Origin of the sequence: Streptomyces sp. NPDC005576 (assembly GCF_042871745.1) — a bacterium.
In the GTDB taxonomy this organism is placed as follows: Bacteria; Actinomycetota; Actinomycetes; order Streptomycetales; family Streptomycetaceae; genus Streptomyces.
In genome coordinates this window covers 14,953-40,654 of the sequence record NZ_JBIAJC010000001.1, presented here as the reverse complement: position 1 = coordinate 40,654, position 25,702 = coordinate 14,953, and the positions used below count along the sequence as shown (strand labels likewise).

Here is a 25,702-nt window from a genome sequence, read left to right as displayed (position 1 = left end):
CCCGTACGCTGGCGGGCGTGACGCCACTTCTCCCCGCGCTCCAGAATCCCCCGGCCGGCACGGAAGGCCGGGAGGCCGTCCGGTTCGGTGAACTCTCCCTCTCGTACGCCCGTGTGGCGGCTCTCGCAGGGGCGCTGCGGCCCCGGATCACCCGGGCGGGCGGGCGGGTCGCCGTCTGGGCGACCCCGTCGGCGGAGACGGCCGTCTCCGTGGTGGCCGCGCTCCTCGCCGGGGTGCCGGCCGTACCCCTCAACCCGAAGACGGGCGAGCGCGAACTCGCGCACATCGTCGGCGACAGCGCGCCGGCCGCGGTGCTCGCCGGACCGGACGACGTGCTGCCGCCGGTGCTCGCCACTCTCCCCCGGATCGACGTGCGCGTCGACGAGGACGCGCCCGCCGCCGCCTCCACCACTGGCTCCGGCTCCGGCTCCGGCTTCGTCGAGCCCGGTCCCGAGACGGCCGCGCTGATCGTCTACACCTCCGGGACCACCGGACCGCCCAAGGGCGCGGTCCTGCCCCGCCGGGCGCTGGCCGCCTCGCTGGACGCCCTGGAGGACGCCTGGGGATGGACCGCCGACGACGTCCTCGTCCACGCGCTGCCGCTCTTCCATGTGCACGGCCTGGTCCTCGGGGTGCTGGGGCCGCTGCGCCGGGGCGGTTCGGTACGTCACCTGGGGAGGTTCTCCGCCGAGGGCGTGACCCGCGAACTTGCTTCCGGGGGAACGATGTTGTTCGGCGTCCCCACCATGTACCACCGCCTGGCGGAGGCGCTCGCCGCCGCCGGGAAGGCCGGGACGGCACTGGCCGGGGCGCTGGCGGGGGCGCGACTGCTGGTCTCCGGTTCCGCCGCGCTGCCGGTCCACGACCATGAACGCGTCCACGCCGCGACCGGGCGCCGGGTGGTCGAGCGGTACGGCATGACGGAGACCCTGATGAACACCTCTGTCCGGATGGACGGTGCCCCCCGGCCCGGCACGGTCGGACCGCCGCTCGCCGGGGTCGAACTCCGGCTGGTGGAGGAGGACGACTCCCCCACGGTGGGGCCCGGGGCGATCGGCGAGATCCAGGTGCGCGGCCCGAACCTCTTCACCGGCTACCTCAACCGTCCGGACGCCACGGCGGCGGCGTTCACCGAGGACGGCTGGTTCCGTACCGGCGACATGGCCACGGTGGACCCCGAGGGGTACGTGACGATCGTCGGGCGCAAGGCCACCGACCTGATCAAGAGCGGCGGTTACAAGATCGGGGCGGGTGAGATCGAGAACGCCCTGCTCGACCACCCCGGGGTGCGTGAGGCCGCCGTCACCGGCGAGCCGGACGCGGATCTCGGTGAGCGGATCGTCGCCTGGGTGGTCCCGGCCGACCCCGGATCACCGCCCGGTGAAGCCGAGTTGGCGGACCATGTGGCGAAACTCCTCTCCCCGCACAAGCGCCCCCGCGTCGTCCGGTATCTCGACGCCCTGCCACGCAACGACCTGGGCAAGATCATGAAGCGCGCCCTGACGGCCACCGCCACCGAGCCGCACGGGCAGGCACAGGACCGGGGGCAGGGGCAGGCACAGGACCAGGGGCGGGGGCACGGTGGTTGAGCGGCCTGTGCGCAGGAGCGCGCGCGAGATGATCGCCGTCGTCGCGGACGCCTTCGACGAGCGGCCGGCCCCGGGCGACGGCAACCACCCGGCCGGGCCGCGGACACCGGACGGCCCGCTCGGCTGGAGCGGTTACGGGGCGGCGCTGGCCGAGGCCGAGGAGCGGACCGGCGAGACGGAGTCGGTCGTGCACGGCACCGCCTCGGTCGGTGGACACCCCTGCGTACTGCTCGCCTTCGAATTCGGCTTCCTGGGAGGCTCGTTGGGGCACCGCACCGGGGACCGGCTGACGGCCGCGTACACGCTCGCGCGGGAGCTGCGGCTGCCGTTGGTCTCGCTCGTCGCCACGGGTGGCAGCCGGATGCAGGAGGGCATGGTCGCGCTCACCCAACTCCAGCGGGTGGCCCGCGCCTCGGCGGAGCTGCGGGCGGCGGGGCTGCCGCAACTCGCGGTCCTGCGGGACCCGACGACGGGCGGCGGCTGGGCCACGGTGGGCGCGGGCGCCGACGTGGTGCTCGCACTGGCGGGCGCGCAGGTCGGGTTCGCCGGTTCACGGGTGCGCCCGCCGGACGCGGAGCCGTACGCCTACACGGCCGAGGGCCAGTTGGCGGCCGGGCAGGTCGACGCGGTGGTGGACCAGGCGGAGTTGGCGGGGACGCTGGGCCGGTGGCTGGCGGTGCTGAGGGGCGGCAGCGAGGCCGGGGCGCGAGCGTCCGGCGTGCGGCCCGCACCGGTGCCCGGGGTGCTCTCCCGGACCAGGCTCCCCAAGACCGGCCGGGAGGCGGTTGCGCTGGCCCGTGCACCGGAACGACCGCGCGCGCAGGCGTACTTGGACGCGTACTTCGCGTACCGGCTGCCCCTGCACGGCGATCGGGCGGGCGGCACGGACGCCGGCACCCTCTGCGGGTTCGGTCTGCACGGAGACCGGCCGGTGGCGTACGTCGCCCAGTGCGGCACCGCCACCCGGCCGGCCGGCTACCGGACGGCGGCCCGGGTGGTCCGGCTCGCGGACCGGCTCGGCGTCCCCGTACTCACCCTGATCGACACCCCGGGCGCCGCCAACGACGCGGCGGCCGAACGGGCCGGGGCGGGCGCGGCCATCGCCGAGGCGTTCGCGGCGGTCGCGGAGGCCCGGGTGCCGGTGACCTCGCTGGTGATCGGCGAGGGCGGGTCGGGCGGCGCACTCGCGCTGGCCTCCCCCGGCCGCACCTACGTCACGGCGAACAGCTACTTCTCGGTCATCGCACCGGAGTTGGCGGCGGCGATCCTCAAGCGCCCCCCGGCCGAGGCCGACGGGACGGCGGACCAGCTCGGCCTGCGGCCCCAGGATCTGGTGGCGCTGGGGATCGCCCGGGGGATCGTGGGCGAGGAGCCGGACAGCCCTTGACGCGCGGGGGCACCCCTGAGTGCCCCTCCCCGCACGCCACTCCCCGCGCACGCGCCCCCGCACCCCTGACGGGCCCCCGGTCCTGGCGTCCCCGCACGCCTGGCGGACCCGTGGTCTTGGCGACCCCGCACGCCTGGCGGACCCGTGGTCTTGGCGACCCCGCACGCCTGGCGGACCCGCACGCCTGAGAATCCGGGGCGCACTTGACAAAGCGGAGCGCTGTTCCGGATAGTAAACGGAGCAGCGTTCCGCTTCGACGTGTCCGGTCGGAAGTGGAGCGCCGCCGACCGCCCTGTCCTGCGCCGGTGGAAACAGACCCCCGGACGGCAGGGCCCACAGAAGGGTGAACCCCACCTCATGAGCAACTCCACCGCCACCGCCACCGCCACCGCCGACATCCTCGGCCCGCCCGTCCCGGTGCTGTCCTACAGCCCGGTGGTGCTGTCCGTACCCGGGCGCCCCGTGGACCTCCAGGTGCGCGTCTCCGCGCCCGAGACGGGATCGGCACTTCCCGTCATCCTCCTGTCCCACGGCCATGGCCCCTCGAACAACCTCTCTTCGTTGAACGGATACGCCCCGCTCGTCAACTTCTGGGCCGCCCACGGCTGGGTGGTCATCCAGCCCACCCACCTCACCTCCAGGACGCTCTCCCATCTGGTCGCCGACGCCCCCGGAGCACCCTTCTTCTGGCGTTCGCGCTCGGAGGACATGACCCACATCCTCGACCGGCTCGACGAGATCGAGAAGGCCGTGCCGCTGCTGGCCGGGCGGATCGACCACACCAGGGTCGCCGTCGCCGGACACTCCCTCGGCGGTTTCACCTCCAGCACCCTGCTCGGGGCCGGGCTCACCGACCCCGATACCGGGGAAGGGGTGAACTTCGCCGAACCCCGGATCAAGGCGGGTGTACTGCTCGCCGCGCCGGGCAGGGGCGACGTCATCAACGGGCCCATGGGTGAGGCGCTGCCGGTCTTCGCGACCATCGACTTCTCCACCATGACCACCCCCACGCTCGTCGTCGCCGGCGACGAGGACGACTCCCGGCACTTCACCGACATGGGGCCGGACTGGCACGCCGACCCCTACACGCTGGCCCCCGGCCCCAAGGCGTTGCTCACCCTGTTCGGCGCGGGGCACGCACTCGGCGGGATCTCCGGATACGACGTCGCCGAGACCACCGACGAGAACCCCGACCGGGTCGCCGCCGTCGGGCGGCTCACCTCCGCCTACCTCCGCAGCCGGCTCAACCCCGGTGACGACGCATGGCAGAGGGCAAGCCGGGCCCTCGCGGCCGACCCCGAGCCGGTCGGACGCGTCGAGACCAAGTAGGCGGCCCGCGGACGCGTCCCCGGGAGTCGCTCAGGTACCCGCTGCGAGGGCACGGAGCCGGGGGGCGACCTCTTCGCCGACCCGGAACGCCTCCTCCAGGTGGGGGTAGCCGGAGAGGACGAACTCGTCCACGCCGAGCCGCCGGTACTCCTCCAGCCTGGCGGCCACCTCGTCGTGCGAGCCGACCAGCGCGGTACCGGCCCCCTCCCGCACCAGGCCGATACCGGCCCAGAGGTTCGGGGAGATCTCCAGGCGTGCAGCGTCGGCGCTGCCGCCGTGCAGGGCGGTCATCCGGGCCTGGCCCACGGAGTCCATCCGCGCGAACCGCTCCTGGCTGGCCCGTACCGCCTCCGGGTCGATGCCCGCGAGGATCCGGTCGGCCTCGGCCCACGCCTCGGCGGAGGTGTCCCGGCTGATGACGTGCAGCCGGATGCCGTACCGCAGGGCCGGGGCCACCGCGCGCAGCCGCGCGATGCGGCCGGCGAGGGCGGCGGGCGGCTCGCCCCAGAGGAGCTGGACATCGGCCCGTCGGGCGGCGACGGCCTCGGCGGCGGACGACGCCCCGCCGAAGTACAGGGGCACCCGATGCTGGACGGCCGGGTCGGTGAGCTTCGCGCCCTCGATCCGCAGGTGTTCGCCGGCGTGGTCGACCTCCTTGCCGTCGAGGAGGTCGCGCACCACCGACATCACCTCGTCGGTACGGGCGTACCGCTGGTCGTGCGGCAACGCGTCGCCGTAGGCGAGCTGTTCGGCGGGGTCGCCGCCGGTGACCACGTTGAGGGAGAGCCTTCCTCCGGCGAACCGGCGGAAGGCGTCCGCCTGTTGGGCGAGCAGCGTGGGACTGGTGAATCCGGCGCGGAAGGCGACGAGGAAACCGATCCGCTCGGTGTGCTGGGTGAGCGCGGCACTGAGGATCCACGGATCGACGCAGCCCAGCCCGACGGGGGTGAGCAGCGAGTGGAACCCGGCGGTCTCGGCGGCGCGGGCGACCTGCGCGAGGTAACCGATGTCGGCGGGGCGGCGGGTGGCGGAACCGGTGCGGCCCTGCACGGCGGTGACCCCGCCCGGATCGCGGCCGTCACCGCCGGTGGGCAGGAACCAGTGCAGCAGGAGGGAGCTCTCGGACATGGCGGACCCCGATCGGCAGCGGTGGGAACGGAGGGAAGCGGGAGCGCCCCGGCGGCAGGTGCGCGGCCGACGCGGGGCGGTACGGGGGCGGTACGGGCGTTCGAGCGTCAGCCGTCAGCGGGACGTACGACAGCACTCGGCACGACAGCGCCCGGTCGGGACGCGCGGCCGGACCGCGGGGCGTCGCGAGACCGGGGCTGGGGCCATGGGGGCATCCTGATCCGCCCGCCGCCCGCCCGACAACCACGTCCCGCATCCCGGACGGGCCACCGCCACATCCCGGGCAGGCCGGAGGGTCGGGGCGGAGGGTCGGGTCAGGGCTGCGGGTTCCGGGCGTCGTAGTGGAGGAAGCCGCGCCACTTGAGCGCCAGCAGCAGCACCGCGACCACGCACGCGATGCCTCCGCCGGTGACGGCGACACCCGGAGAGGCCAGGTCGGCGACGGAGCCGGCCAGGAAGTCGCCGAGGCGGGGCCCTCCGGCGACCACGATGATGAAGACGCCCTGGAGTCGTCCGCGCATCCGGTCCGGCACGGCGGCCTGGAGCATGGTGCCGCGGAAGACCATGGAGAAGGTGTCGGCGCACCCCGCGAGCGCCAGGAAGACGATGCCGAGCCAGAGCTGGCGGGTGAGGCCGAAGGCGGCGATCGCCGCACCCCAGCCGGCGACGGCGCAGACGACCGCGAGCCCGTGCCGTCGGACCTGCCCGAGCCACCCCGAGCAGACCCCTCCGACGAGGGCGCCGAACGCCGGGGCCGCGACGAGGAGTCCGGTGGTGCGCGCGTCGCCGTGGTACCAGACGATGGCGACGACGGGGAAGAGCGCCTTGGGGCTGGCGAGCACCATCGCGCAGAGGTCGCTGAAGAAGGTCATCCGCAGGTTGGGGCGGGTGCCGAGGAACCGCAGCCCCTCCAGCACGGAGGCCCGCTTGGGCCGCTGTTCCACCCCCGCCCCGGTACCGGAAGCGGCCGTACCGGCGGGGGCGTCACCGCTCCGGTCGGGCAGCATCGCGGGCAGGCGCCACATGGCGTACAGGGAGGCGGTGAAGGTGACGACGTCCACGGTGTAAGCGGCGCGGTAGCCCCACCAGCCGACGATCACGCCGCCCAGCATGGGGCCGACGAGGGTGCCGGTGGTGCTGGTGAGGGAGCCGAGCGCATTGGCCGCGGGCAGCTGTTCGGGCGGCAGCAGCCGGGGGATCATCGAGCTGCGGGCCGGGGAGTTGAGCGCGAAGCAGACGGCCTGGAGGGCGACGATCAGGTACAGCAGCCAGACCTCCTCCACCCCCGCGAAGGCGGAGGCGACCAGGACCATCGAGAGCAGGAACGATCCTGCGGAGCTGCCGAGTCCGAGCTTGCGCCGGTCCATCGTGTCGGCGATGGCGCCCCCGTACAGACCGAAGAAGACCAGCGGTACGAGCGAGCAGAAGCCGATGAGCCCCACGGAGAAGGCGGACCCGGTGAGGTCGTACACCTGGAGCGACACCGCGAGCGAGGTCATCCCCTGCCCGATCCAGGAGACGGTGCTGCCGAACCACAGTCGCCGGTAGTCGGGCGAGACGCGCAGCGGGGTCAGATCGGCGAATATGCGTGTGCGGTGTACATCCGGTTTGCTCTTTTGGGTCACGCCGGATGGTAGCGGCCCTCCCCCGACCTGCTGGAACGCACCCCTCCGGGCGGGAGGCGCCCCCTGCCCCTCGGGCCCGTGCGACAAGGAGGGACGGGCGTTCCCGGCGGCCGATCAGGTGCGTCCGGCGGAGTCCCGGGTCACTCGCCGAACGCCAGGCGGATGCCGAATCCGGCGACGACCGTGCCGGTGATCCGGTCGAGCAGCCGGCGGGCGCGGGGCTTGCGGAGCCAGCCGTTGAGGAGCCGGGCGCAACCGATCAGCACGGCCGACCAGGCCAGTCCGAGGGCGATGTGCACGCTCGTCAGCAGAAGTCCCGCGGTGAAGTGGTCGGCGCCGGGCGGGATGAACTGGGGCAGGAGCGCGACGTAGAACGCACCCATCTTCGGGTTGAGCAGATTGGTCAGAAATCCCTGCCGCCAGCCGCCGCCGAGGGAGTCCGCTCCGGCGGGCAGCAGGCCCGCGGGGACGTCCTCCGCCGTGGGTGTCCGGCCCTTGAAGGTGTCGCGGAGCATCCGTGCGCCCATCCACACGAGGTAGGCGGCTCCCACCCAGCGGAGCGTCTCGTAGGCGAGGTGGGAGGCGGTGAGGAGCGCGGTCACGCCCAAGGAGGTGAGGGCCCCCCAGGTGAGGGTGCCCGTCTGGATACCGAGGACGACGCCCCATGCCCGCCGACGCCGGCCGAGGGCCGAGGTTCGCAGGATCAGGGCGGTGTCGAGCCCCGGAGTGAGGGTGAGGAGCCCCACGACGAGGGCGAAGGTCCACAGCGAGGTGCTCGTTGCCATGGCGGCGAGCGTATCGGGACGGCCCTCCACGGCATTCGGGCGGGGTCGTCGGGCGCCGGCGATGTCGATCGGTATCCGGTCGGTCCGGCGTGGGGAGCCGCCCGCGGCACCTCGCGGGTGTCGGTGATTCTTCGCTTCCGTCGGCACGGCGGACTCGCCGGAGAGCACGCCCGGCGTTCTCGCCGCACCCTGAAAAGCCCGGGCCGACCGGCAGGCCCGCCGGGTCCGAGCGGCCGCGGGCGGTTGGACCGCGCAGGCGGTGAAGCCTTCCGCCCGGCCGCCGGATGCACCCGGACGCCACGCCAGGACGGCACTCGTCGCGCACCCTTATGTCATATTTCGGGTACGTCTCCGAGCGAAGGGCATCCCATGAGATTCGCGGTCATCGGCGGTACCGGGCTGATCGGCTCGCAGGTCGTCAACGATCTGAACGCCGCAGGTCACGAGGCGGTTCCGCATGCCCAGTCCACCGGAATCGACGTCATCAGCGGGCATGGGCTGGAGGAGGCGGTGGCGGAGGCGGACGTGATCGTCAACCTGACGAACTCCCCCACCTTCGACGAGGCCTCCCCCGCCTTCTTCCAGAAGTCGATGGACAACCTCCTGGCAGCGGGCGCGCAGGGCGGGGTCGGCCACTTCGTGATCCTCTCGATCGTGGGCGTGGACCAGGTCCCCGAGCTGGACTACTACCGGGCCAAGAAGCTCCAGGAGGACATCCTCGCGGCCGGACCGATCCCGTACTCGATCGTCCGCGCGACCCAGTTCATGGAGTTCGTCGAGTCGGTGCTCTCCTGGACCACCGAGAACGGCACCGTCCGGCTGCCCGCCACCCCGATCCAGCCGATCGCCGCCGCCGACGTGGCCCTGGCGGTGGCCGAGGTCGCCACCGGCTCCCCGCTGGGCGGGGTGCGGAACATCGCCGGTCCGGACGTCTTCACCCTGGACGAACTGGGCCGGATCACCGTCGCCCACGCGTCCGACGGCCGCACCGTCGTCACGGACCCGACGGCCGGGATGTTCGCCGCCGTCAAGGGTGACGTACTCACGGACAAGAACGCCCACCTCGCGCCCACCCGCTACACCGACTGGCTCGCCTGAGCAGCCTCCTCGCCCGAGCTTCTCGCCCGTGCCGCCCCGGAGGGAGGGGGGCCGGGGCCCGGTGTGGCGGTGCGGCGGTGGGGTGGTGCGGCGGTGCGGCGGTGCTGCTCGGACGCCGGGCCGGGCGGGGGACTCCGGGACTTCACGGCGCCCCCGTCACTGCGACATGATCGGGACGGGGGCCGGACGGGTTCTCGTACATCCCGTACGTCCTGTACGTCGCGTACGAGAGTTCAGCAAGCCGACACACCGCCGCCGGAGGGGGATGCATGGCTGAGCAGGCGCGCACACGCGTCTCGGCCTACGGGCTGGTCACGAGGGAGGATCACCTCCTGCTGACCCGGCTCTCGGAGGCGTCGCCGGTGTTCCTCCCCGGCCTGTGGCACCTCCCGGGCGGCGGGATCGACTTCGGCGAACAGCCGCAGGAGACGCTGGCCCGCGAGCTGTACGAGGAGACCGGACTCGAAGTCCTCGACTCCCGTCTGGTCGACGCGCGCAGTTACGCCGCCCATCGGCTGGGGGTGCGTTGGCACCTGGTGGGCCTCTTCTACCGCGTCGATCTCAGGCCCGGCACACCGCGGGTCGTCGAGACCGACGGGTCCACCGCCGAGGTCCGCTGGATGGCGCGGTCCGGCCTCACGCGCTCGGTGCTCTCCCCTGCGGCGATCGACGGCCTCGACATGCTGGACCGGTGACCACGCTCGTCGGAGGCGTCCACCGGCGCGGTGCCATGGCTTCGCGCCAATGCGGCGCCTGGGCGGTCGGGCCCTGACTCTGCGGTCCGACAGCGGAGGGACCGGCCACTCCCGGACGAATCCAGGCATTCGACCCGGGCCCCTCCTGGCGCCTCCGCGAGACGCGCACAACTACCGTCCACCGATCCGGACATCGATCCCTGTGAACATCTTGGCGAATTGCTAGCGTGGTCCCAGGGCTGTCCCGCGATCCGTGGCGCATCGATGCGCGGCGCCGGATGCAGTGCGTCGCAAGGCGGAGGGGAATCCACGTACCGGTTCGACGCGGACGTTCGCACACCACCGCGAGACGCGGTTTCGGGCGTCGCGACCCCGGTCACGAGGCGCCGGACACCCCTTGAAGCCGGAGCGCCCGCCGGGCGGGACGGGAGAGTCGAGCGGGGGAAGGGCTTTCCGTGGTGTGGGACGAGTGGGAACAGTTGCAGACGGATGCCGCCGATCGGCATTCGACCGGGATGCAGTTGAACCATCTCGAACCGGGGGACGGCGGCTACCCGGCTCTGCCCGGGCAGACGGGCGACCTCAAGGTGTCCCAGAGCGACCTGACGAAGATCGGCGGGGGGCGCACTCCCTCTACAACAACCTCTGCAGCAAGGCCCGGGTGGCCACTCCCAGCAGCGACAGGGCCGCCGGTGATCTGAGCGGTCAGGGCTTCGCGCTGGGTGGCGGGCTCAAGCATGTGTCGAACCGGTGGGAGGAGCAGTTGAAGTCGCTCATGGACGCGTGCGCCCACATCTCCAACCACATGCAGGTCACCAAGAAGGTGCATGCCGGGGACGAGCACTACATCCAGCGGCAGATGAGCAGCATCGACGCCCTGGACGCCGGATTCGACGAGCGGGTCGGCGAACCGGGCAAGAAGAACCCGGCGTACGAACCGAAGAAGTAGCGGCGCGACCACAGACGTACAGGAGAAACGACACCTCATGGATCTCGACGCGCTGCGCTTCGCCAACTTCGCGACGCTCGACCAAGCCGTCTCCGACTGGGACCAACTCGTGCGACACCTGGCGGAGCTGAAGAAGCAGGCCGAGGACGGCCTGCACCAGACCGCGAACTCGGCCGACTGGGCCGGCGTGAACGCCCAGGTCACCAAGGAGTTCATAGGCAAGACCGCCGGCGAGTTCGGCGATGCCCACACGCAGGCCACCACCATCCACCACATTCTCGGTGACACCCGGGACGAGCTGCGGCAGTTCAAGAAGGATCTGGAGGCCGCCATCACCCGCGGGCAGGCGAAGAACCTGACCGTCATCAGCAGCGGCGGTGGCTTCACCGTCACCATGAATATCCACCCGGACCGGGCGGCGAAGGGCACCACCGTCCCGGAACACACCGAGAGTGACGTCACCGCACTGCGCGACGAGGTGCAGGGGATACTCAACAGGGCTACGGAGAGCGACGATTCAGCGAGCAAGGTGCTGATCGCGATAGCCGATCAGTCCAGGACGGGCTTCTCGGACGCCAGTTACCAGGACCGCGACTCTGCGGCGGACGCCGTCGAGGCGGCGGAAGACCTGGCCAAGATCGCGGGGAAGGACCCCAAGAACCTCACGCCCGCCGAGTTCGACCAGGTCAACGAAGGACTCGCGAAGTACAGGGACGACCCGCTCTTCGCCGAGCGGTTCGCCACACGGCTCGGGCCGCAGAAGACCCTCGAGTTCTGGGAGGGCGTCAACGACTTCGCCGTGAACCCGAATGTGGGCCGTGAACGGCTCGACAAGCTCGACGACCTCCAGCGCAATCTCGGCATGACGCTCGCCACCGCCACGCAGAGCGACTCCGCCGACATGACGAGCTGGAAGGGCAACATGATCAAGCTGGGCGAGCAGCCCATCGGCCGGGACGGCGGCGGCCCCATGGGCTTCCAGGTCATGAGCAACCTGATGCGGACCGGGGACTACGACGACCAGTTCCTCAAGAGCTACGGCACCGCGCTCATGGAGACCGAACGCAAGCTCACCGGCAACGGCGAGCACGCCAACCTGGCGTGGCAGCAGATGGGCATCGACCCCTCCCTCAACCGGATCGGTGAGGACAGTGGTTCCGACCCGCTGACCGGTTACCTCAAGGGCCTGTGCAACAGCCCGGACGCGGCGACCGACTTCTTCAACGAGGAGTACGTCTCCAAGGACGACTCCCCCTTCGAGCGCGACACGGACGGCAACGGCAAGAACGGGAAGGTCCCGCTCTCCAACTTCCAGTACCTCTTCGAGGAGCGGGACTGGCCCGAGGAGAGCAACCTGCACGGCGACGAGATCAACACGGGCCGCAACAACCTCGCCCTCGCCCTGGAGGCCGCCGCGACGGGTCACCCGGCGGGCGAGCTGCCGACGGCGGACACCCCGGCCCACAACGACGGACAGGCCAAGCTCTTCGAGTCGATCGTGGCTTCCGTCGCGGACGACAACGAGCTTCTCACGGGGCACAGTTACATGTCCGACAGCATCGGGCAGATCACTTCGGAGTACCTGCCGGACATCAACCGGGCCATGGCCGACGACCAGGACGAGGACATCACCAGGCTCTTCCCCGTCGCCGGCAGCTCCGCCTCACTCAACCACCGTGACGCGATAGCTCTGTTGGTGACCGTCGGACAGAATCCCGAGGGGTACGCCGCCGTGGAGGTGGCCAACAAGGCGTACATGGCGAACCTCATGGACTACCACATGAACCCGGACCTTGCGGCCGGCGCCCGCTACTCGAACGACTCGCAGTTCGCCGTCGATCAGGTCGCTTACGCTTCGGGCGGGGTGTCCGGCACGCTGGCCGTCGGCCGCCAGGAAGCGGTTGCGGGCCCCGCCGATGTGGCCGACACGGAGTTCGACCAGTCCGTGGGCCAGTGGAAGAACGCCGTCTCCGGAGGCATCGGCACGGGTATCGGCGTCGGTACGTCGTTCATCGCCAGCCCGGTCGGCGGCGCGGTGGCCGGAGGTGCGGCGGGGACGGTGAGCAGCATGGTCCTCGAAGCCCTCTTCCAGGACGCCGAGGGTCACGCCAAGGACGACGCGGGCCCGGTCATGGGCAAGTTGTGGGAGGAATGCCTCGACAAGAATTCCGACTACACCGAGCAGGCTGTAGAGAGCGCGGCAAAGGCGCACCACCGGAGCGACCTGTTGGACGACAGCATCGACGAGAAGGCTCGCACGGCCGCCCAGACCGGGTTCCGGGCCGCCGGTACGGACGCCTCGTTCATGGCGCCACACTTGAGGACGGAGATCTGATCGACCGTCCGGGAATGCCGGTGCCCTCCGTGTTGTCTCCGTGCTGAATCCAGAAAGGCATCTCGTTTTGTCCGTCAGTGGAACTCTCCGGCGCCACCGGTTCATCGGCACAGCCATCTGCCTGTCCGCCGCCGCTGTCCTCGTCTCCAGCCTGTCCGCATGCTCCGGCGACGAACCGGCCGCGAAGAACTACACCGTGCCCACCACACTGTGCGGGGTCACGGTCGAGCCGGCATTGGTGAAAGCAGCGCTGCCGGGAGGGGATTTCCTCTCGTCGGCGGTCTCGAAGCCGAACGGAGGGACGACCCGCTGCGTCGTGTCCGTGGACGGCAAGGTGGCCCTGCGCCTCACCCAGGCGTGGTGGGGAAGAGGGGAGACCGGGACGACGGTCGCGGAGGCGTACGCCTACACGGACGGCGGAGAGACCACGGACGACTACCGGTTCGTCTGGGCCGGGAAGGCCGGCGTCGGCAAGACCGCTTCGTGCGCATCGTCGGAACACCCGGATTTGGCTCTCTTCGCGATCGTCCAAGTCCTCGACTCCGGCATCGACGACAAGGCGGCCATGAAGGCTTTGATCAACAGCTACACCGCTGCGGTGGACAGGTCGGCCGCCTGCGAGTAACCCTCGCCGCACCGTATCGCCACGAAGGCGCACCACCGTGACGACCTGTTGGACACCGGCATCGACGACATGGCGCGTCGACGCGCTCACGAGGGATTCAAAGCCGCGGAGGCGGACGCCTCGATCGCGCCCCCACCCCCCACCCACGAGGACGGACATGATCGACCGTCCGTGAACGGCGCCCGCCGCGCCGTCCCCCTACGAACCTCGAAAGGCATCTTCCGTTGTCCGTCCGTGGAACTCTCCGGCGTCACCGGCTCATCGGCCCGGGCGTTACCCTGGCCGCCGCCGTACTCGCCTCAACCCTGTCGGCATGCTCCGGCGGCGACGAACCGGCCAGAAAGAACTTCACCGTGCCCACCTCGCTCTGCGGAATCACGGTCGACCCCGCACAGGTGAAGCCCCTGCTGCCCGGCGGCGATTCCCTGTCCACGGCGATCTCGAAGCCGAACAGCGGGACGGTCCGCTGCGATCTGTCCGTGGACGGCAAGACGGTCCTCCGCTTCACCCAGACGTGGTGGGACCGCCTGGACACCGGGATGACGGTCTCGGGGGCGTACTCCGGCACGAACGGCGCGGAGACGACGGACGACTACCGGTTCGCCTGGACAGGGACGGCAGGCGTGGGCAAGACCTCTTCCTGCACGTCGTCGAAACACCCGGAAATGCGTCTCTTCGCGATCGTCCAGGCATTCGATCCCCGCATCGACGACAAAGCGGCCATCAAGACCCTGACCAACAGCTACACCGCGGCGGTGAACCGGTCGGACGCCTGCGAGTGACCCCCGTACACAGAGGCTCGCCCCGCCCGGGGCGTTCACTGTGCGGGGTGGACCAGGCCGCTCTCGTAGGCGGCGATGACGAGGTGCGCCCTGTCCCGCACTCCCAGTTTCACCATGGCCCGGTTCACGTGGGTCTTGGCCGTGAGGACGGAGATGCCCAGGTGATCCGCGATCTCGTCGTTGGAGAGCCCGGTGGCCGCGAGCACCACCACCTCGCGCTCGCGCCCGGTCAGGCTCTCCAGCGCCGGCGTGGCGGTCCGCACGGGAGGTGTGCCGGCGAGGAAGCGCTGGATCAGCGACCGGGTCGCGAGGGGTGACAGCAGCGCGTCACCGGCGGCGACCGTCATGATCGCGTCGATCAGATCCTGGGGGTGGATGCCTTTGCCGACGAATCCGCTCGCGCCCGCCCGCAGTGCCTCCGCCACGTGCTCGTCGGTCTCGAACGTGGTCAGGATGAGCACTCTCACCTTGGCCAGCGTCTGGTCCGCGGTGATGATCCGGGTCGCCTCGATCCCGTCGAGGCCGGGCATCCGGATGTCCATCACCACCACGTCCACCGGCTCACGCCGGACCTGGTCCACGGCCTCCGCACCGTCGCACGCCTCACCGACGACCTCGATGCCGGGCGTGGCCTCCAGCAGGATGCGGAAGGTTCCTCTCAGGAGCGCCTGGTCGTCGACGAGGAGGACACGGACGCTCATTCGCCCTCCCGGGGGCCGGCCTGCGCAGGGGTGTTCACGGCGAGGGGCAGGAGCGCGTGCACACGGAATCCGCCTCCCGTCCGGAGGCCGTGGCGCAGGGTTCCTCCCGTAGCCCGTACGCGTTCCGTGAGGCTGACCAAGCCCAGGCCGGTGCCGGGGCCGGGTCCCGGTCCGGTGCCCCCGTCGTCGGTGACGGAGACCTCCAGGTGGGTCGGGTGCGTCTCGACGGCCACGGACACCCGGGCGCCGGCGACGTGCTTCTGCGCGTTGGTCATCGCCTCCTGGACCACCCGGTAGGCGGCCAGGTCGGTCAGGGGCGGAAGCGCGGCCGGCAGCCTGTCGTACCGGGCTTCGACGTGGAGTCCCGCGTGGCGGAACGAGTCCAGCAGCGCGGGCAGGTCGCGGAGTCCGGGCGCGGGGGCGAGGGGCTGGTCGGGCTCGTCCGCCTGGCGCAGCAGGCCGACGGTGGCGCGCAGTTCGTCGAGTGCCGCCCGGCTGGTGTCGCGGATCTGCCCGAGGGCCTCGTAGGCGCGCTCGGCGTCCTGGCGCACCAGATGGGCCGCCACTCCGGCTTGTGCGTTGACCAGGGTGAGGTGGTGCGTCACGACGTCGTGCAGTTCCCGGGCGAGGCGCATGCGTTCGGCGACCACCCGCCGGCGTGCTTCGTCCTCCCGGGTCGCCTCGGCGTGCTCGGCCCGTTCCCGGTAGGAGGCGAGCAGTTCGCGTCGGCTCCGTACCGCGTCCCCGACCGCCGTGGGCAGCTGGGTCCACGCCAGGAGCGCGAGGTTGGACTCCACCGCCGGGAATTCGGGGCGTACGAGGAACGCGGCCACGGTCATCGCGACGCCCACCGCCGCGCTGGTGCGTACGGCGGTGCGGCGGTCCGTCCGGGCGGCGAGCAGGAAGAGCGCCGCGACCGCCGGCGCGGGGGGTGGCGGCATGTCGGGCACGAGGGCGAGGAGCAGCACGCTGGTGGTGGCCGTCGCCCATGTCGTCGCGCGCGGCCACCGGTGCGCGCCCAGCACCAGCACGCTGCAGACGGCGGAGACCGTTCCGGCGGGACGGAGATCGGATCGGCCGTGGTGCGAGACCAGCATCATGACCGGTCCGGTGATGAGCACGCAGCAGACCATGGCGACGGCGTCCACGGCGAGCGGATGGCGAGCCGGGCGGTCGGCGAGGTTCCTCAGCGCCGACCGGATGCCGGTGTCCGCTGCCATGTCCCTCCTCTGCGTGCCGTGCGCCGTGCGCCGTGTGCCGTGTGCCGTGTGCCGTGTGCCGTGTGCCGGGTCCCGGGTCCCGTGCGCCGTGCGCCGTGCGCCGTGCGCCGGGTCCCGTACGTCGCCGTATGAGCGGTGGGCGCAGGATAGTTCCCGCCCCCGCACCGGGGGTACGTCAGGGCTCCCGGTGCATGGCGGGCGCCGGGTTCTCCTCCTCCCACAGGGGGTGGTGCTCTCGGGCCCAGTACCGGGGGACCTCCCCGGTGCGCAGCCCACGGCGGGCCTGGGCGTCACGGACGGCCATCCGGATGTGGCCGAGGACCAGGGCGGCGACGAGCAGGGCCAGCCAGTCGTGGACGAAGGTCGCGCCGGTGCGCCACAGGAGGGGCGCGATGCCGGGGAACCACATCAGGAGCCCCGTGCCGATCATGACGAGGAGGGCTCCGGAGAGGGCGTTCGCGTACAGCTTCTGCCCGGCGTTGAACTTTCCGGCCGTACGGGGCCGTCCGTGCAGGGTGGCCCGTATCCAGCCGCGGTCGTGCGGGCCGAACCGGTTCAGTCGGCCCAGGTCGGCACGGAACGCCCGGGAGACCAGTCCGGCCGCGAGCGGGACGGGCATGGCGATGCCCGCCCACTCGTGCACGGTCACCAACAGCCGCCGTCGCCCGACGAGTTCGGCGAGCACCGGCAGGTAGAGGAGCGCGGCGGTGACGAGGGCTGTCCCGACCAGCGCGGCGGTGCCCCGGTGGATCCAGCGCTCGGCAGCGGTGAACCGCACGATGAGGTCAGGTCGTTCAGCTGGTCGGGGCATCATCGCGTCCGTTCGACTTGCCGACCCAGCCGTCCACGTCGTAGCCGAGGTGCTCCCAGTAACCGGGCTGCACATGATCGGTGACGGTGATGCCGGACAGCCACTTGGCCGACTTGTAGAAGTACATGGGAGCCGCGTACAGGCGCACCGGTCCGCCGTGGGCGGCGGTCAGCGGCTCGTCCCGCATCTCGTAGGAGACCAGCATGTCGCTCCGTCGTGCCTGGTCGAGAGTGAGGCTCTCGGAGTAGACCCCGTCGAAGCAGGTGAACCGCACCGCGGCTGCTTCGGGCCGTACCCCGCAGACGTCGAGGAGATGGGAGAGCCGTACCCCGGTGAAGGGCGTGTGGGGCACGCGCCAGCCGGTGACGCACTGCACGTCCCGCACCAGGCGGGTGCTCGGCATGGCCATCAGTTCGTCCAGCGTGTACGAGCCGGGGCGGTCCACCAGCCCGTCCACGGTCAGCCGGTAGTCGTCTGCGGACCGGTGCGGGACCTTGTCGGCGACGGAGTAGAAGCGGAAGCCCCCGCCCCCGGGCAGTACCGAGACGAGGCCGGTGGGGTCCTTGCCGGCCACCGCGGCGAGCGTGTCGTCGAGTCGGCGTTGCGCGGGCGCGCCCACGGCCACTCCCAGGGCGCCCAGCCCCAGAGCGCCCAGGATGATCCGCCGTCCGACGGGCCTGCCCTCATCGCTCAGCGGGACCGGGCCGCCCTCGCGGCCGGGGCTGCCGGCGTTGCCGGAGCGGTCGGCGTTGCCGGAGCGGTCGGCGTCGTCGGCGGTCATCGTCGGCCGGTCCGCAGTTTCCTGATGCCGCCGACCAGGAGGTACAGACCGACGACGGCCACGACCAGGCCGATGAACAGCCACTGGGACTCGCCGGACATCACCTCGCTGTTGTCGATGGCGCCGGAGCCCTGCAGCGCCCACACCACTCCCACCAGGAGCAGAACCGCTCCGACCAGTGGCCGTACCCACTTCTTCATCCGCTGCTCCCCGGGAGGTCCGCACTGTCCTGCGACGTGCCGTCGCCGACAGGATCCAGTCTCTCCGCGAACCCGCTCCCCGGCGGTCATCCGCAGGAACGAAGTCGGGCTACCACCGGCCCGGGTCCGCGGGGGGGGGGGGGGGGGGGGCGCGGGGGGGCCCCCCCCCCCCCCGCCCGCCCCCCCCCCCCCCCCCCCCCCCCCCCCCCCCCCCCCCCCCCCCCCCCCCGGCCCCCCCCCCCCCCCCCCGCCGCCCCCCCCCCCGCCGGGGGCGCGGGGGGGGGGCCCCCCCCCCCCCCCCCCCCCCCCCCCCCCCCCCGCATCCGCCGGAGACCACCGGAGGGACCCCGCGAAACGCCTGGTGTGCGAGGCAGGCGGGACCGGGTAACGTCGTGGTCATGTTCTTCCAGACGACACCGGTTTACGAGTGAGAGCGTGACGGGCCCCCGCTGACGTCCTTCGACGTCGCCGCGCCCGTCCCCCACCGATGAATCCGTAGATCACTTCACATCATTCCGGGAGAACCCGTGAGCAAGAACATCAACAACCCCGTGGGCATGGGCGGCGGTCAGCGCAAGAAGCTGTCCCGCACCGAGCGGCAGAACAACGGTCCGCACCGCAACCTCGACCGCCAGGGTGCCGCCGACCAGAAGGCCGAGCTGGTGCGCAAGATGCGCGAGAAGGCGGGCACGGCCGACGACGCCGGGCAGACGGACGGCGACGACGCCGCTCAGAGCTGACGCACCGCGGCAGAGCCGTACCAGCAGGGCCATGAACGAATAGCGCCACACCAGCAGGGTCCGGACCGCGACGCGCGGTCCGGACCCTGCTGCCGTCGGCCGGGGCCGGGAGGGGCTGCGGTCGGGTGCGTACGTCCCATGGCCCGCCTCGCCCGACCGGCACTCAACCGTCCGATGGTGCGCTACCCCCGTAGTCGCAGAGTGGCTGCTGAACCGGCGTGTTCGGTTGCGACTCCGGTTGCACGGGGGACGGGCCTCAGATTACGACTCCGGTCGCACACGATAGCGACCCGGGATCGATGTGGCATGGCGTGCCCCGCGCTGAGGATGGCCGGATGACCGAGATCATCACGGGGCTGTACATGTCCCCTCTGGAATTTCTTGCCTTGCTGGGTGCCGTCGCACTGGTGGTGGCGCGCTGGCTTCCCCCCGGCGCCCGCCCGCCCGTCACGATCGCGGCCGGGGTGGTGTGGGTGCTGTCCACGATCGTGCTGAGTGTGGCGGGGATCCGCTGGCAGATGCTACCGGTATGGGCAGGGGCTGCCTTCGCGCTGCCGTTCGCCTTCCCTCCTCTGTTGCGACGCCGTAGCAGTCGGCCGGCCTGGCGGGCCCGATGGTGGCTGGCGTTGCCGGGGTCGGCTGCTTGCGTCGGCTTGATAGCCGCGGGCCCGGTGGCTGCCTGGTCCTTTCCCGTACCCGTGTTTCCCGAGCCGTCAGGCCGGTTCGCGGTCGGCACCCGTGTGGTGCAGTGGACCGACCCACACCGCCCCGAGACCTTCACCGCCGGCCCGCACGACCGGCGCACGGTCGTGGTCCAGCTCTGGTATCCCGCGCAGGAGAGCCCCCCAGGCGCGCAGCGGGCCCGGTACCTGGGACGCACGGAGCACGAGGCGCGCATCGTCTCCGCCGCCCTCGCTCGCCAGGTCGGCCTGCCCGGCTTCCTGGTCGACGGCATCCCGCGCGCCCACACCCATTCGGTCTTCAACGCCGCAGTGGCCGGCAGGAGCAGACGATTCCCGGTCGTACTGTTCTCCCCGGGGTCAGGCGGAGTGCGCACCCAGAACACCGCCTGGGCGGAGGAACTGGCCAGCCACGGCTATGTGGTCGCCGCCCTCGACCACCCGTACGACTCTGCCGCCGTCGTCCTCACCGACGGCCGAACGATTCACACCAGGACCGCCTCCACCGGCGACCGGGACAAGGACGACACGCTGGCGGCCGGCTGGACAGCTGTTCGGGCCGCTGACCTCAGCTTCGTCCTCACCCAGCTGGACCGTCTGGATCGAGGTGAGATCACCGGCCCGCTGACCGGACGCCTGGACACCAGCCGGGTCGCGGTGACCGGCCACTCCATGGGAGGTGCTGCCGCCCTGCAGGCAGCCCGGCAGGACGGCCGGTTCGACGCCGTCATCGACCTGGACGGCTACCCCCACGGCCCCACCTCGCCCTCCCTCCACCGGCCGACGCTCGCGCTCACCCAGGCGATCACCCCCGGAACCGACCCGGACTACCTGCCCCGCCTCACCAAGGTCCTCAAGCTCAGCACCGCGACGAGCTACCGGCTCACCATCCCCGGTGCCGCGCACCTCACCTTCATGGACGGCCCCCTGTACCTGCCGCCTGTGCCCTCGATAGTGGGCTCCCTGGGCCGCACCGAGAGCCCGCGCGTCGTCGCCGCAACCACTCTCGCCTTCCTTGACACCAGCCTGCGGCACCAACCCGGTGACCTGGCCGGCGTTCTGTCGGCCTACGGCGACCTCAGCGTCTACCGCCCGAGCAACAGCCGCTGATCAGCTGCGCCGCGGCAGTCGACGGCAGGTGCAGGGCGAGCATCGAGGTCTCAGCGTGCTCCTTGTCCGGGCCGGTCAGCGCGCCGTCCTTGCCGTAGTGGAGCCCGGTGTTCGCCGAGTTCCGGTTCTCCACGACCTGGAGGCCCCCGTGGATCTCCCGGCGCAGGGCTGGGGGCGGCGAGGTAGTCGCAGGCGAAGACCGTACGCACGGCGCGGCCGAGTTCTTCGAGCGCGGCATACCTGGGGTCGTTCGAGGGAGCTGTCGGCCGCCGACTGGGTGGACGTCTTCCCGCCGGGCGGCCGAGCCCAGTGTCCTCCAGACCCACCTGTAGGGCGGCGAACCGCTGCTCCGCAGGGACCTGGAGGAGATCGTCGCGGGCGCCGAACAGCATTCACGGAGACCCAGTTGGTCACCAGTGGCTCGGGTCTCACCGAGCAGCGGCTCGCCGCGCTCGCGTCGGCCGGGCTGCGCAGCGTCCAGCTCTCCGTGCAGCACACGGACCCCGAAGCCTCGGACCGTATCGGGGCAGCAGGGCGTTCGCCGCGAAGGAGGCGGCGGCCCCGGTCAAGGAGGCCGGGCTGCCGCTCGGCGTCAACGTCCTCCTCCACCGGCACCATCTGGACGCGATCGACGGACTCGTGGAGCTGGCTCTCCGCTGGAAGGCCGACCGCATCGAGCTGGCCAACACCCAGTTCTGCGGCTGGGGCCTGCTCAATCGGGCGGCACTCATGCCAGGCCGCAGCCAACTCACCCGCGTCGTCGAGTCCGTGACCCGATGACGGGAGCAACTGGAGGGCCGGCTGGAGATCGTGTGGGTGGCGCCGGACCACGTCGACGGGGTGGCGAAACCTCGCATGGGCGGCTGGGGGCGGTTCCCCTCACCGTCGCGCTGGGACCACGAGGTCGACCTGCTCGTCCTCGGCTCCGGCGCGGGCGGCCTCGGTGCCGCGGCTGTCGGCGCCCAGGCGGGACTCGATGTCCTCGTCCTGGAGAAGACCGAATGGCTCGGCGGTACCACTGCCCACTCGGCCGGCACGGCCTGGGTGCCGGGCCACCGCCACCAGCGCGACCCCGAGGCCGACCCGGCCGCCGCGCACCGCTATGTGGATGCCCTCGTCGGCGGTCGCGCGCCCCGCGAACTGCTCGAGAGCAAATTCGCGCACGGGCCCGCCATGATCGACTACCTGGACGCGATGGGCGTCGGGGGCGATACTGAGGAGGTGGCCGCGCCGCCGCCGGACGTGCCATGGACACCGGGCGGACCGGCGGAAACGCAGTCGTGCCCGATGTCCCGGACATCCCCCGAAGTCGTTCCATCCCCGATGTCGTTCTGAGGAGCCGCTCGTGACCACGGCAAGGGATCTGTTCCTCACCGCCATGGACTCCGGTTCGAGTTCGACGGAACCCGTGGGGCAAGGTGACCTCTCGCTCGCCCTCGCGGGAGCCGAGCTGATCGACCTCATCGGTACGGGGGCGGCCGGTGTGGAGGACGACCGCATCGTGCCGCGGGGGTCGCAGTCGCTCGACGACCGGCTGCTGGGCGAGGCTGCGGCAGGGCTCACCCCGCAGGCGCCCTATGAGCGGATCGAGGACTGGTTGTGGCGCCGGGGCCGTGACCTCTCGGCCGCGTACCAGACCGCACTGGAGGAGGACGGCGATCTGACGCGCGAGCGTAGAGGCCGGCTCTCCCTCGGGGCGGAACGCGTGGAGGCGGCGGACACACCCGCGCGCCGCCGGGCCGAGGACCGGTGGAGGGATCGCGAACCCGTACTGGCCGCCCTCGCCGCGGCCGTCGGGGTCAGCGACGAGAGATCGCTCGACACCGACGAGGAGCCCGGCCTCGACGACGGGGCGGCGGCCACGGTCGTGGCCGCCGTCCACGACGCGGTGATGGAGCTGGAAGCCGTACGCCAGAGGCGGTCGATCGAGAACGCGGCCTACGCCAACCTCTGGCGCGGCCCGTAGGCCGGGGCGCTGGAGTCGGCGGCCCGCACCGAAGACCCGGGCCCTCATCACCCAAGAGGTCTACGCCCTCCCTCCTGAGCACCTGACGTCCGGCCCTGTGGTTCAGGCGGCGGCAGGGGCCGACAAGGGCTCGACGGACACCCGTCCGTCAGCCGTATCAACAGCCCTGCGGCTCAGTACCTTGAGGGCTTCGCCGCCTGAACATCGACGGCCGCGGGAGAGAAAGACCGGGGCGGGAGACGGGCCGACGGGCTCCGCCTTCGCGGAGTCGCCGTCAGCCCGCCGTCGCCGCCACTCCTGCCGCCGGCCGGGCAGTCGGCCGTCAACAGCCGACCGGCGAGGAGCCGACCGTCAGCAGCCGACCGGCGAGGAGCCGACGACCACGTCGTCGAACCACAGGGTGTCGTCGCCGGTCCCGTAACTCTCCCAGCCCAGCCGCAGGGCGGTGGGCTTCGGCGGAGTGGTCCGGGAGAGCCACTGCTGGTCGACGTCCTGCGTCGGTACGCCGTCGGCGTGCAGCCCTGGGACCTGCTCGTCGTTGAGCCAGGTGTCGAGTTTGGGTGCCGAGGTGTCGACCGCGAACCGCAGGCACTGCCAACTGCCTGTCGGCAGGGGCTTGCTGAGCCCCACCCCGACCGGGCTCTGCGCCGGGAGCGTGGCGTCGTCGCTCTCCCGATTCCACTGCAGGGCACCGTTCTGTCCGCCGATCCGCAACGCCTTGCCGCCCTGGGAGCTGTCCGGCATCGACACGAAGGTGACGTGGGCGGCCGGGAGCGCGGTGGTGTGGCGCACCCACATGCGGACGTGCAGTACGGGACCGACCGACGACAAGTCCGCGGTGGAGGCCACGAAGGCGTGGTTGCAGTAACCGGCTCGCCCGTCCAACCGCAGCGATCGCGTACCGCTGTGCGCCACTGCCGTGTCGACCGCGGCTGTGCCCGTGCCTTGGCAGTCGGGCGCCGTGAACCGCCAGCTTCCGGCGGGGGCCGGGCTGGCCTGGTCCTCGAAGTTCTCACAGATGGCGGCACTGCCGCACTCCGCGGAGGGTGGTGTCGTGGGAGGCGGCGTCGTGGGAGGCGGCGTGGTGGGGGGCGGTGTCGTGGGAGGCGGCGTGGTGGGGGGCGGCGTGGTCGGTGGGGAGGTGCCGTCGCCGCCGCAGGACACGCCGTTGAGGGCGAAGTCCGTGGGTGGCGAGTCGGCCGACTGCCAGGTCCCCTGCAGTCCGAAGTCGGCGGTACCGCCGGTGGCCAGCGCTCCGTTCCAGGCCACGTTGACGGCGCTCACCGAGCGGCCGACCTGCGTGACGGTGGCGTTCCAGGCGGAGGTGACGCGCCGGTCACCGCCGTACGTCCACGTCAGCCGCCAACCACTCAGCGGGGCGCCGGTGTTGGTGATGTGCACTTGGGCGGTGTAGCCGCCGGTCCATTGGTCGGCCGTGTAGTCGACCCGGCACCCCGACGCCGCGCTGGAGCCGCTGGCGGGCACCGCGACGAAGAGGGACAGGGCCAGCGCGAGAGCGGCCCCGGCCGCCGTCCACGGTCTGCGCAGCGGTCGCGGGGGGAGAAGGGGAAGAATCGGCATGTGCGCCTCCTCGGAGGGGGGAACTGGAGGACAGTCCAGCTGTGGGAGCGCTCCCATTCATCACATCGACTTGTCGGCGTACTGTCAATACGCGGGGCTGCTCCAGTTGCCGAGCACCCGCGGATCCGCGGACCCGCGGACCCGCGGACCCGCGGACCCTCAGACCCGCCAAGAATTGGCTCCGCCCCGCCCCGCGCCGACCCGCCCCCACGTCCGTGCACCGAATCCTCCCGCCCGCGCGGCAGAGACCGGCACGGCCACGGCAGCCGTGGGCGGCCTGCCCCGAAGGGCGGTGCTTCACGTTCTGCACCTCTCCAGCGGCATCGGACCGGGCGCGCTCACGTGCGGCTGAAATCGACGCCCGGGTCCGCGACGGAAATCCCGCCCTCCGCACCTCTTACCCTTGCGGGCACCCGTCCGATGATGGCCTAATGAGGACCGAGTGCGGCGAGACGGTGCCGACGAGGACCGTGCTGATCTTCGAGGCGTTCACCCCGGAGGAGCCGGCCCTCACCGTCTAGGAGATCTCCCGTCGCGCGGGCCTGCACATGGCAACCGCATCGCGCCTCGTCGCCGAGCTCGTTTCGCACGAGGTACTCGCCCGGGACGCGGACCGCCGCGTGCGCATCGGCCTGCACATGTGGGAGCTGGTGACCCGCGCTTCGGCCGCCCTGTCCTTGCGGGATAAGGCGATGCCCTTCATGGAGGGCGTTCACGACGTCGTGGGTCACCACGTCCAGTTGGGAGTGCTCGACGGTGAGGAGGTCCTCTTCCTCGAGCGGCTCAGCACTCCGGGCGCCGTCGTCAACTACCCCCGCATCGCGGGGCGTCTGCCGCTGCACGCCTCCTCCAGCGGGCTGGTCCGTCCCGCCCACGGACCCACCGACCTGCGGGAACGTATCCTCACCGAACCCCTCCACCGCTACACCGCCCACACGCCGCCCGATGCCCCGCGGCTGCGCGCCGCACTCGCCGACGTCCGGCAACAGGGATACGCCTGCTGCCCCGGTTCGGAGCACGTTCTGGGGTTCCGGGACGAGCACGTCGCCGTGTTCGTGGCCAACGGCGCGGGCGAACTCACCGCCGGGAGCGAGGTCATCAGACATACAGAGAGAACGACATCGCGTGACACGAGGTAGGCAGAGCACGCCGCGCCCGGAGGGCCGTGGGACCGGTCAATGACGCTCCCACGGAGGCGTCGCTACAAAAGACCAAGTCAAAGCCATGCAAGGCTTGTTTCGATGTGCGGGGACCCACGTTCGCCGCGCCTCCGTGCGGCGAACGCTGCACGCGAAAACGCCCCGGAAAACGCGTATCCCCAGGTCAGAACGATTCTGCCTGGGGACGCTCGGTGGGGCGGGTGGGACTCGAACCCATTCAAGCGACGCCTCTCACCTGCGACGATGCAGGAATGACGGACATAGCCACCCGTTTCCATCCGGCTGCATCTCGCTCGACTCCCGTCAGCCGTGAGCTGGTGCAGTGAACGCTGCACCAGCTGACGCGTTGGGTGGATCCGTTCGGCGGACGTGCGGCTCGTGACGGCCGCACCAAGACCCACATTCGTCGCGACATACTGCGCCGG

24 protein-coding genes and 1 pseudogene are annotated in these 25,702 nt (G+C 71.7%); 15 read left to right on the top strand and 10 right to left on the bottom strand.

Annotated features, from left to right (window positions below):
- The first annotated feature begins 17 nt into the window (after window positions 1-17).
- The 3 genes from ACFYPN_RS00205 (at window position 18) to ACFYPN_RS00195 (ending at window position 4,305) form a co-directional block, all read left to right on the top strand.
- Complete coding sequence (locus tag ACFYPN_RS00205) at window positions 18-1,589, top strand: acyl-CoA synthetase (protein ID WP_389296286.1); 1,572 nt, start codon at window positions 18-20, stop codon at window positions 1,587-1,589.
- A gap of 28 nt (window positions 1,590-1,617) precedes the next feature.
- The gene (locus ACFYPN_RS00200; RefSeq protein WP_389296285.1) at window positions 1,618-2,976 is read left to right on the top strand and encodes a carboxyl transferase domain-containing protein; all 1,359 of its coding nucleotides are present in this window, start codon (window positions 1,618-1,620) and stop codon (window positions 2,974-2,976) included.
- A gap of 357 nt (window positions 2,977-3,333) precedes the next feature.
- The gene (locus tag ACFYPN_RS00195) at window positions 3,334-4,305 is read left to right on the top strand and encodes a chlorophyllase (protein WP_358764383.1); all 972 of its coding nucleotides are present in this window, start codon (window positions 3,334-3,336) and stop codon (window positions 4,303-4,305) included.
- A gap of 30 nt (window positions 4,306-4,335) precedes the next feature.
- Here the strand turns inward: ACFYPN_RS00195 and ACFYPN_RS00190 are convergent, their stop codons facing one another.
- The 3 genes from ACFYPN_RS00190 to ACFYPN_RS00180 form a co-directional block, all read right to left on the bottom strand.
- Window positions 4,336-5,433 carry an LLM class flavin-dependent oxidoreductase gene (locus tag ACFYPN_RS00190; RefSeq protein ID WP_389296284.1) on the bottom strand — a complete coding sequence of 366 codons (1,098 nt, stop codon included), beginning with the start codon at window positions 5,431-5,433 and terminating at the stop codon, window positions 4,336-4,338.
- Window positions 5,434-5,747: 314 nt separating this feature from the next.
- Complete coding sequence (locus ACFYPN_RS00185; RefSeq protein ID WP_358764387.1) at window positions 5,748-7,058, bottom strand: MFS transporter; 1,311 nt, start codon at window positions 7,056-7,058, stop codon at window positions 5,748-5,750.
- A gap of 140 nt (window positions 7,059-7,198) precedes the next feature.
- Window positions 7,199-7,843 (bottom strand): LysE family translocator, encoded by a 645-nt coding sequence (locus ACFYPN_RS00180; protein WP_389296283.1) that lies wholly within the window; start codon window positions 7,841-7,843, stop codon window positions 7,199-7,201.
- Window positions 7,844-8,212: 369 nt separating this feature from the next.
- Between ACFYPN_RS00180 and ACFYPN_RS00175 the strand changes: the two genes are divergently transcribed.
- From ACFYPN_RS00175 to ACFYPN_RS00150, 6 genes and pseudogenes are all read left to right on the top strand, one after another.
- The gene (locus ACFYPN_RS00175; RefSeq protein WP_389296282.1) at window positions 8,213-8,941 is read left to right on the top strand and encodes an SDR family oxidoreductase; all 729 of its coding nucleotides are present in this window, start codon (window positions 8,213-8,215) and stop codon (window positions 8,939-8,941) included.
- A gap of 269 nt (window positions 8,942-9,210) precedes the next feature.
- A complete protein-coding gene (locus ACFYPN_RS00170; protein ID WP_389296281.1) occupies window positions 9,211-9,636 on the top strand; it encodes an NUDIX hydrolase in 426 nt (141 codons plus the stop codon).
- Between the two features lie 455 nt (window positions 9,637-10,091).
- Window positions 10,092-10,585, top strand: a pseudogene (locus ACFYPN_RS00165) (hypothetical protein).
- 37 nt (window positions 10,586-10,622) lie between these two features.
- Entirely contained in the window at window positions 10,623-12,920 is a 2,298-nt protein-coding gene (locus ACFYPN_RS00160) for a hypothetical protein (protein ID WP_389296280.1), read from the top strand.
- A gap of 67 nt (window positions 12,921-12,987) precedes the next feature.
- Entirely contained in the window at window positions 12,988-13,545 is a 558-nt protein-coding gene (locus ACFYPN_RS00155; RefSeq protein WP_358764397.1) for a hypothetical protein, read from the top strand.
- A gap of 224 nt (window positions 13,546-13,769) precedes the next feature.
- Window positions 13,770-14,327 (top strand): hypothetical protein, encoded by a 558-nt coding sequence (locus ACFYPN_RS00150; protein ID WP_358764399.1) that lies wholly within the window; start codon window positions 13,770-13,772, stop codon window positions 14,325-14,327.
- Between the two features lie 35 nt (window positions 14,328-14,362).
- Here the strand turns inward: ACFYPN_RS00150 and ACFYPN_RS00145 are convergent, their stop codons facing one another.
- From ACFYPN_RS00145 to ACFYPN_RS00125, 5 genes are all read right to left on the bottom strand, one after another.
- Complete coding sequence (locus ACFYPN_RS00145) at window positions 14,363-15,028, bottom strand: response regulator transcription factor (protein WP_358764401.1); 666 nt, start codon at window positions 15,026-15,028, stop codon at window positions 14,363-14,365.
- Window positions 15,025-16,248 carry a histidine kinase gene (locus tag ACFYPN_RS00140; protein WP_358764403.1) on the bottom strand — a complete coding sequence of 408 codons (1,224 nt, stop codon included), beginning with the start codon at window positions 16,246-16,248 and terminating at the stop codon, window positions 15,025-15,027. Before ACFYPN_RS00140 ends, ACFYPN_RS00145 begins: the two co-directional genes overlap by 4 nt.
- Window positions 16,249-16,423: 175 nt before the next feature.
- Window positions 16,424-17,029, bottom strand: coding sequence for a cytochrome b/b6 domain-containing protein (locus tag ACFYPN_RS00135; protein ID WP_389296562.1), 606 nt, complete (start codon window positions 17,027-17,029; stop codon window positions 16,424-16,426).
- Between the two features lie 13 nt (window positions 17,030-17,042).
- A complete protein-coding gene (locus tag ACFYPN_RS00130; RefSeq protein ID WP_358764407.1) occupies window positions 17,043-17,840 on the bottom strand; it encodes a molybdopterin-dependent oxidoreductase in 798 nt (265 codons plus the stop codon).
- Window positions 17,837-18,040 carry a hypothetical protein gene (locus ACFYPN_RS00125; protein ID WP_358764409.1) on the bottom strand — a complete coding sequence of 68 codons (204 nt, stop codon included), beginning with the start codon at window positions 18,038-18,040 and terminating at the stop codon, window positions 17,837-17,839. The genes ACFYPN_RS00130 and ACFYPN_RS00125 overlap by 4 nt, the downstream gene beginning before the upstream one ends.
- A 527-nt stretch (window positions 18,041-18,567) precedes the next feature.
- Between ACFYPN_RS00125 and ACFYPN_RS00120 the strand changes: the two genes are divergently transcribed.
- Window positions 18,568-18,780: a DUF6243 family protein gene (locus tag ACFYPN_RS00120; protein WP_358760961.1), complete on the top strand. Its 213-nt coding sequence runs from the start codon at window positions 18,568-18,570 to the stop codon at window positions 18,778-18,780.
- A 335-nt stretch (window positions 18,781-19,115) separates the two neighbouring features.
- On the top strand, window positions 19,116-20,570 hold the full coding sequence (locus ACFYPN_RS00115; RefSeq protein WP_389296279.1) for a dienelactone hydrolase family protein: 1,455 nt from the start codon (window positions 19,116-19,118) through the stop codon (window positions 20,568-20,570).
- Here ACFYPN_RS00115 and ACFYPN_RS00110 read toward each other — a convergent pair.
- Window positions 20,539-20,703 carry a hypothetical protein gene (locus ACFYPN_RS00110; RefSeq protein WP_358760963.1) on the bottom strand — a complete coding sequence of 55 codons (165 nt, stop codon included), beginning with the start codon at window positions 20,701-20,703 and terminating at the stop codon, window positions 20,539-20,541. The genes ACFYPN_RS00115 and ACFYPN_RS00110 overlap by 32 nt on opposite strands.
- Before the next feature lie 506 nt (window positions 20,704-21,209).
- Here ACFYPN_RS00110 and ACFYPN_RS00105 point away from each other — a divergent pair.
- From ACFYPN_RS00105 to ACFYPN_RS00095, 3 genes are read left to right on the top strand one after another with little or no spacing between them, the layout of a single operon-like run.
- The gene (locus ACFYPN_RS00105) at window positions 21,210-21,350 is read left to right on the top strand and encodes a hypothetical protein (protein ID WP_358760964.1); all 141 of its coding nucleotides are present in this window, start codon (window positions 21,210-21,212) and stop codon (window positions 21,348-21,350) included.
- A gap of 36 nt (window positions 21,351-21,386) precedes the next feature.
- Window positions 21,387-21,905 carry an FAD-dependent oxidoreductase gene (locus tag ACFYPN_RS00100; RefSeq protein ID WP_358760965.1) on the top strand — a complete coding sequence of 173 codons (519 nt, stop codon included), beginning with the start codon at window positions 21,387-21,389 and terminating at the stop codon, window positions 21,903-21,905.
- Between the two features lie 10 nt (window positions 21,906-21,915).
- Window positions 21,916-22,536, top strand: coding sequence for a GPP34 family phosphoprotein (locus ACFYPN_RS00095; protein WP_358760966.1), 621 nt, complete (start codon window positions 21,916-21,918; stop codon window positions 22,534-22,536).
- A gap of 351 nt (window positions 22,537-22,887) precedes the next feature.
- On the opposite strand, the gene ACFYPN_RS00090 is transcribed toward ACFYPN_RS00095, so the two are convergent.
- A complete protein-coding gene (locus ACFYPN_RS00090) occupies window positions 22,888-24,117 on the bottom strand; it encodes a cellulose-binding domain-containing protein (RefSeq protein ID WP_389296278.1) in 1,230 nt (409 codons plus the stop codon).
- 548 nt (window positions 24,118-24,665) lie between these two features.
- Between ACFYPN_RS00090 and ACFYPN_RS00085 the strand changes: the two genes are divergently transcribed.
- On the top strand, window positions 24,666-25,256 hold the full coding sequence (locus ACFYPN_RS00085) for an IclR family transcriptional regulator (RefSeq protein ID WP_389296277.1): 591 nt from the start codon (window positions 24,666-24,668) through the stop codon (window positions 25,254-25,256).
- Window positions 25,257-25,702: the final 446 nt, after the last annotated feature.

Excerpts from the sequence above, each read along its gene's own strand:
- ACFYPN_RS00195 (WP_358764383.1), top strand. The coding sequence starts at position 3,334 with ATGAGCAACTCCACCGCCACCGCCACCGCCACCGCCGACATCCTCGGC.
- ACFYPN_RS00190 (WP_389296284.1), bottom strand. The coding sequence starts at position 5,433 with ATGTCCGAGAGCTCCCTCCTGCTGCACTGGTTCCTGCCCACCGGCGGT.
- ACFYPN_RS00170 (WP_389296281.1), top strand. The coding sequence starts at position 9,211 with ATGGCTGAGCAGGCGCGCACACGCGTCTCGGCCTACGGGCTGGTCACG.
- ACFYPN_RS00115 (WP_389296279.1), top strand. The coding sequence starts at position 19,116 with ATGACCGAGATCATCACGGGGCTGTACATGTCCCCTCTGGAATTTCTT.
- ACFYPN_RS00145 (WP_358764401.1), bottom strand. The coding sequence starts at position 15,028 with ATGAGCGTCCGTGTCCTCCTCGTCGACGACCAGGCGCTCCTGAGAGGA.
- ACFYPN_RS00175 (WP_389296282.1), top strand. The coding sequence starts at position 8,213 with ATGAGATTCGCGGTCATCGGCGGTACCGGGCTGATCGGCTCGCAGGTC.
- ACFYPN_RS00160 (WP_389296280.1), top strand. The coding sequence starts at position 10,623 with ATGGATCTCGACGCGCTGCGCTTCGCCAACTTCGCGACGCTCGACCAA.
- ACFYPN_RS00130 (WP_358764407.1), bottom strand. The coding sequence starts at position 17,840 with ATGACCGCCGACGACGCCGACCGCTCCGGCAACGCCGACCGCTCCGGC.
- ACFYPN_RS00090 (WP_389296278.1), bottom strand. The coding sequence starts at position 24,117 with ATGCCGATTCTTCCCCTTCTCCCCCCGCGACCGCTGCGCAGACCGTGG.
- ACFYPN_RS00140 (WP_358764403.1), bottom strand. The coding sequence starts at position 16,248 with ATGGCAGCGGACACCGGCATCCGGTCGGCGCTGAGGAACCTCGCCGAC.
- ACFYPN_RS00200 (WP_389296285.1), top strand. The coding sequence starts at position 1,618 with ATGATCGCCGTCGTCGCGGACGCCTTCGACGAGCGGCCGGCCCCGGGC.
- ACFYPN_RS00085 (WP_389296277.1), top strand. The coding sequence starts at position 24,666 with ATGGCAACCGCATCGCGCCTCGTCGCCGAGCTCGTTTCGCACGAGGTA.
- ACFYPN_RS00125 (WP_358764409.1), bottom strand. The coding sequence starts at position 18,040 with ATGAAGAAGTGGGTACGGCCACTGGTCGGAGCGGTTCTGCTCCTGGTG.
- ACFYPN_RS00180 (WP_389296283.1), bottom strand. The coding sequence starts at position 7,843 with ATGGCAACGAGCACCTCGCTGTGGACCTTCGCCCTCGTCGTGGGGCTC.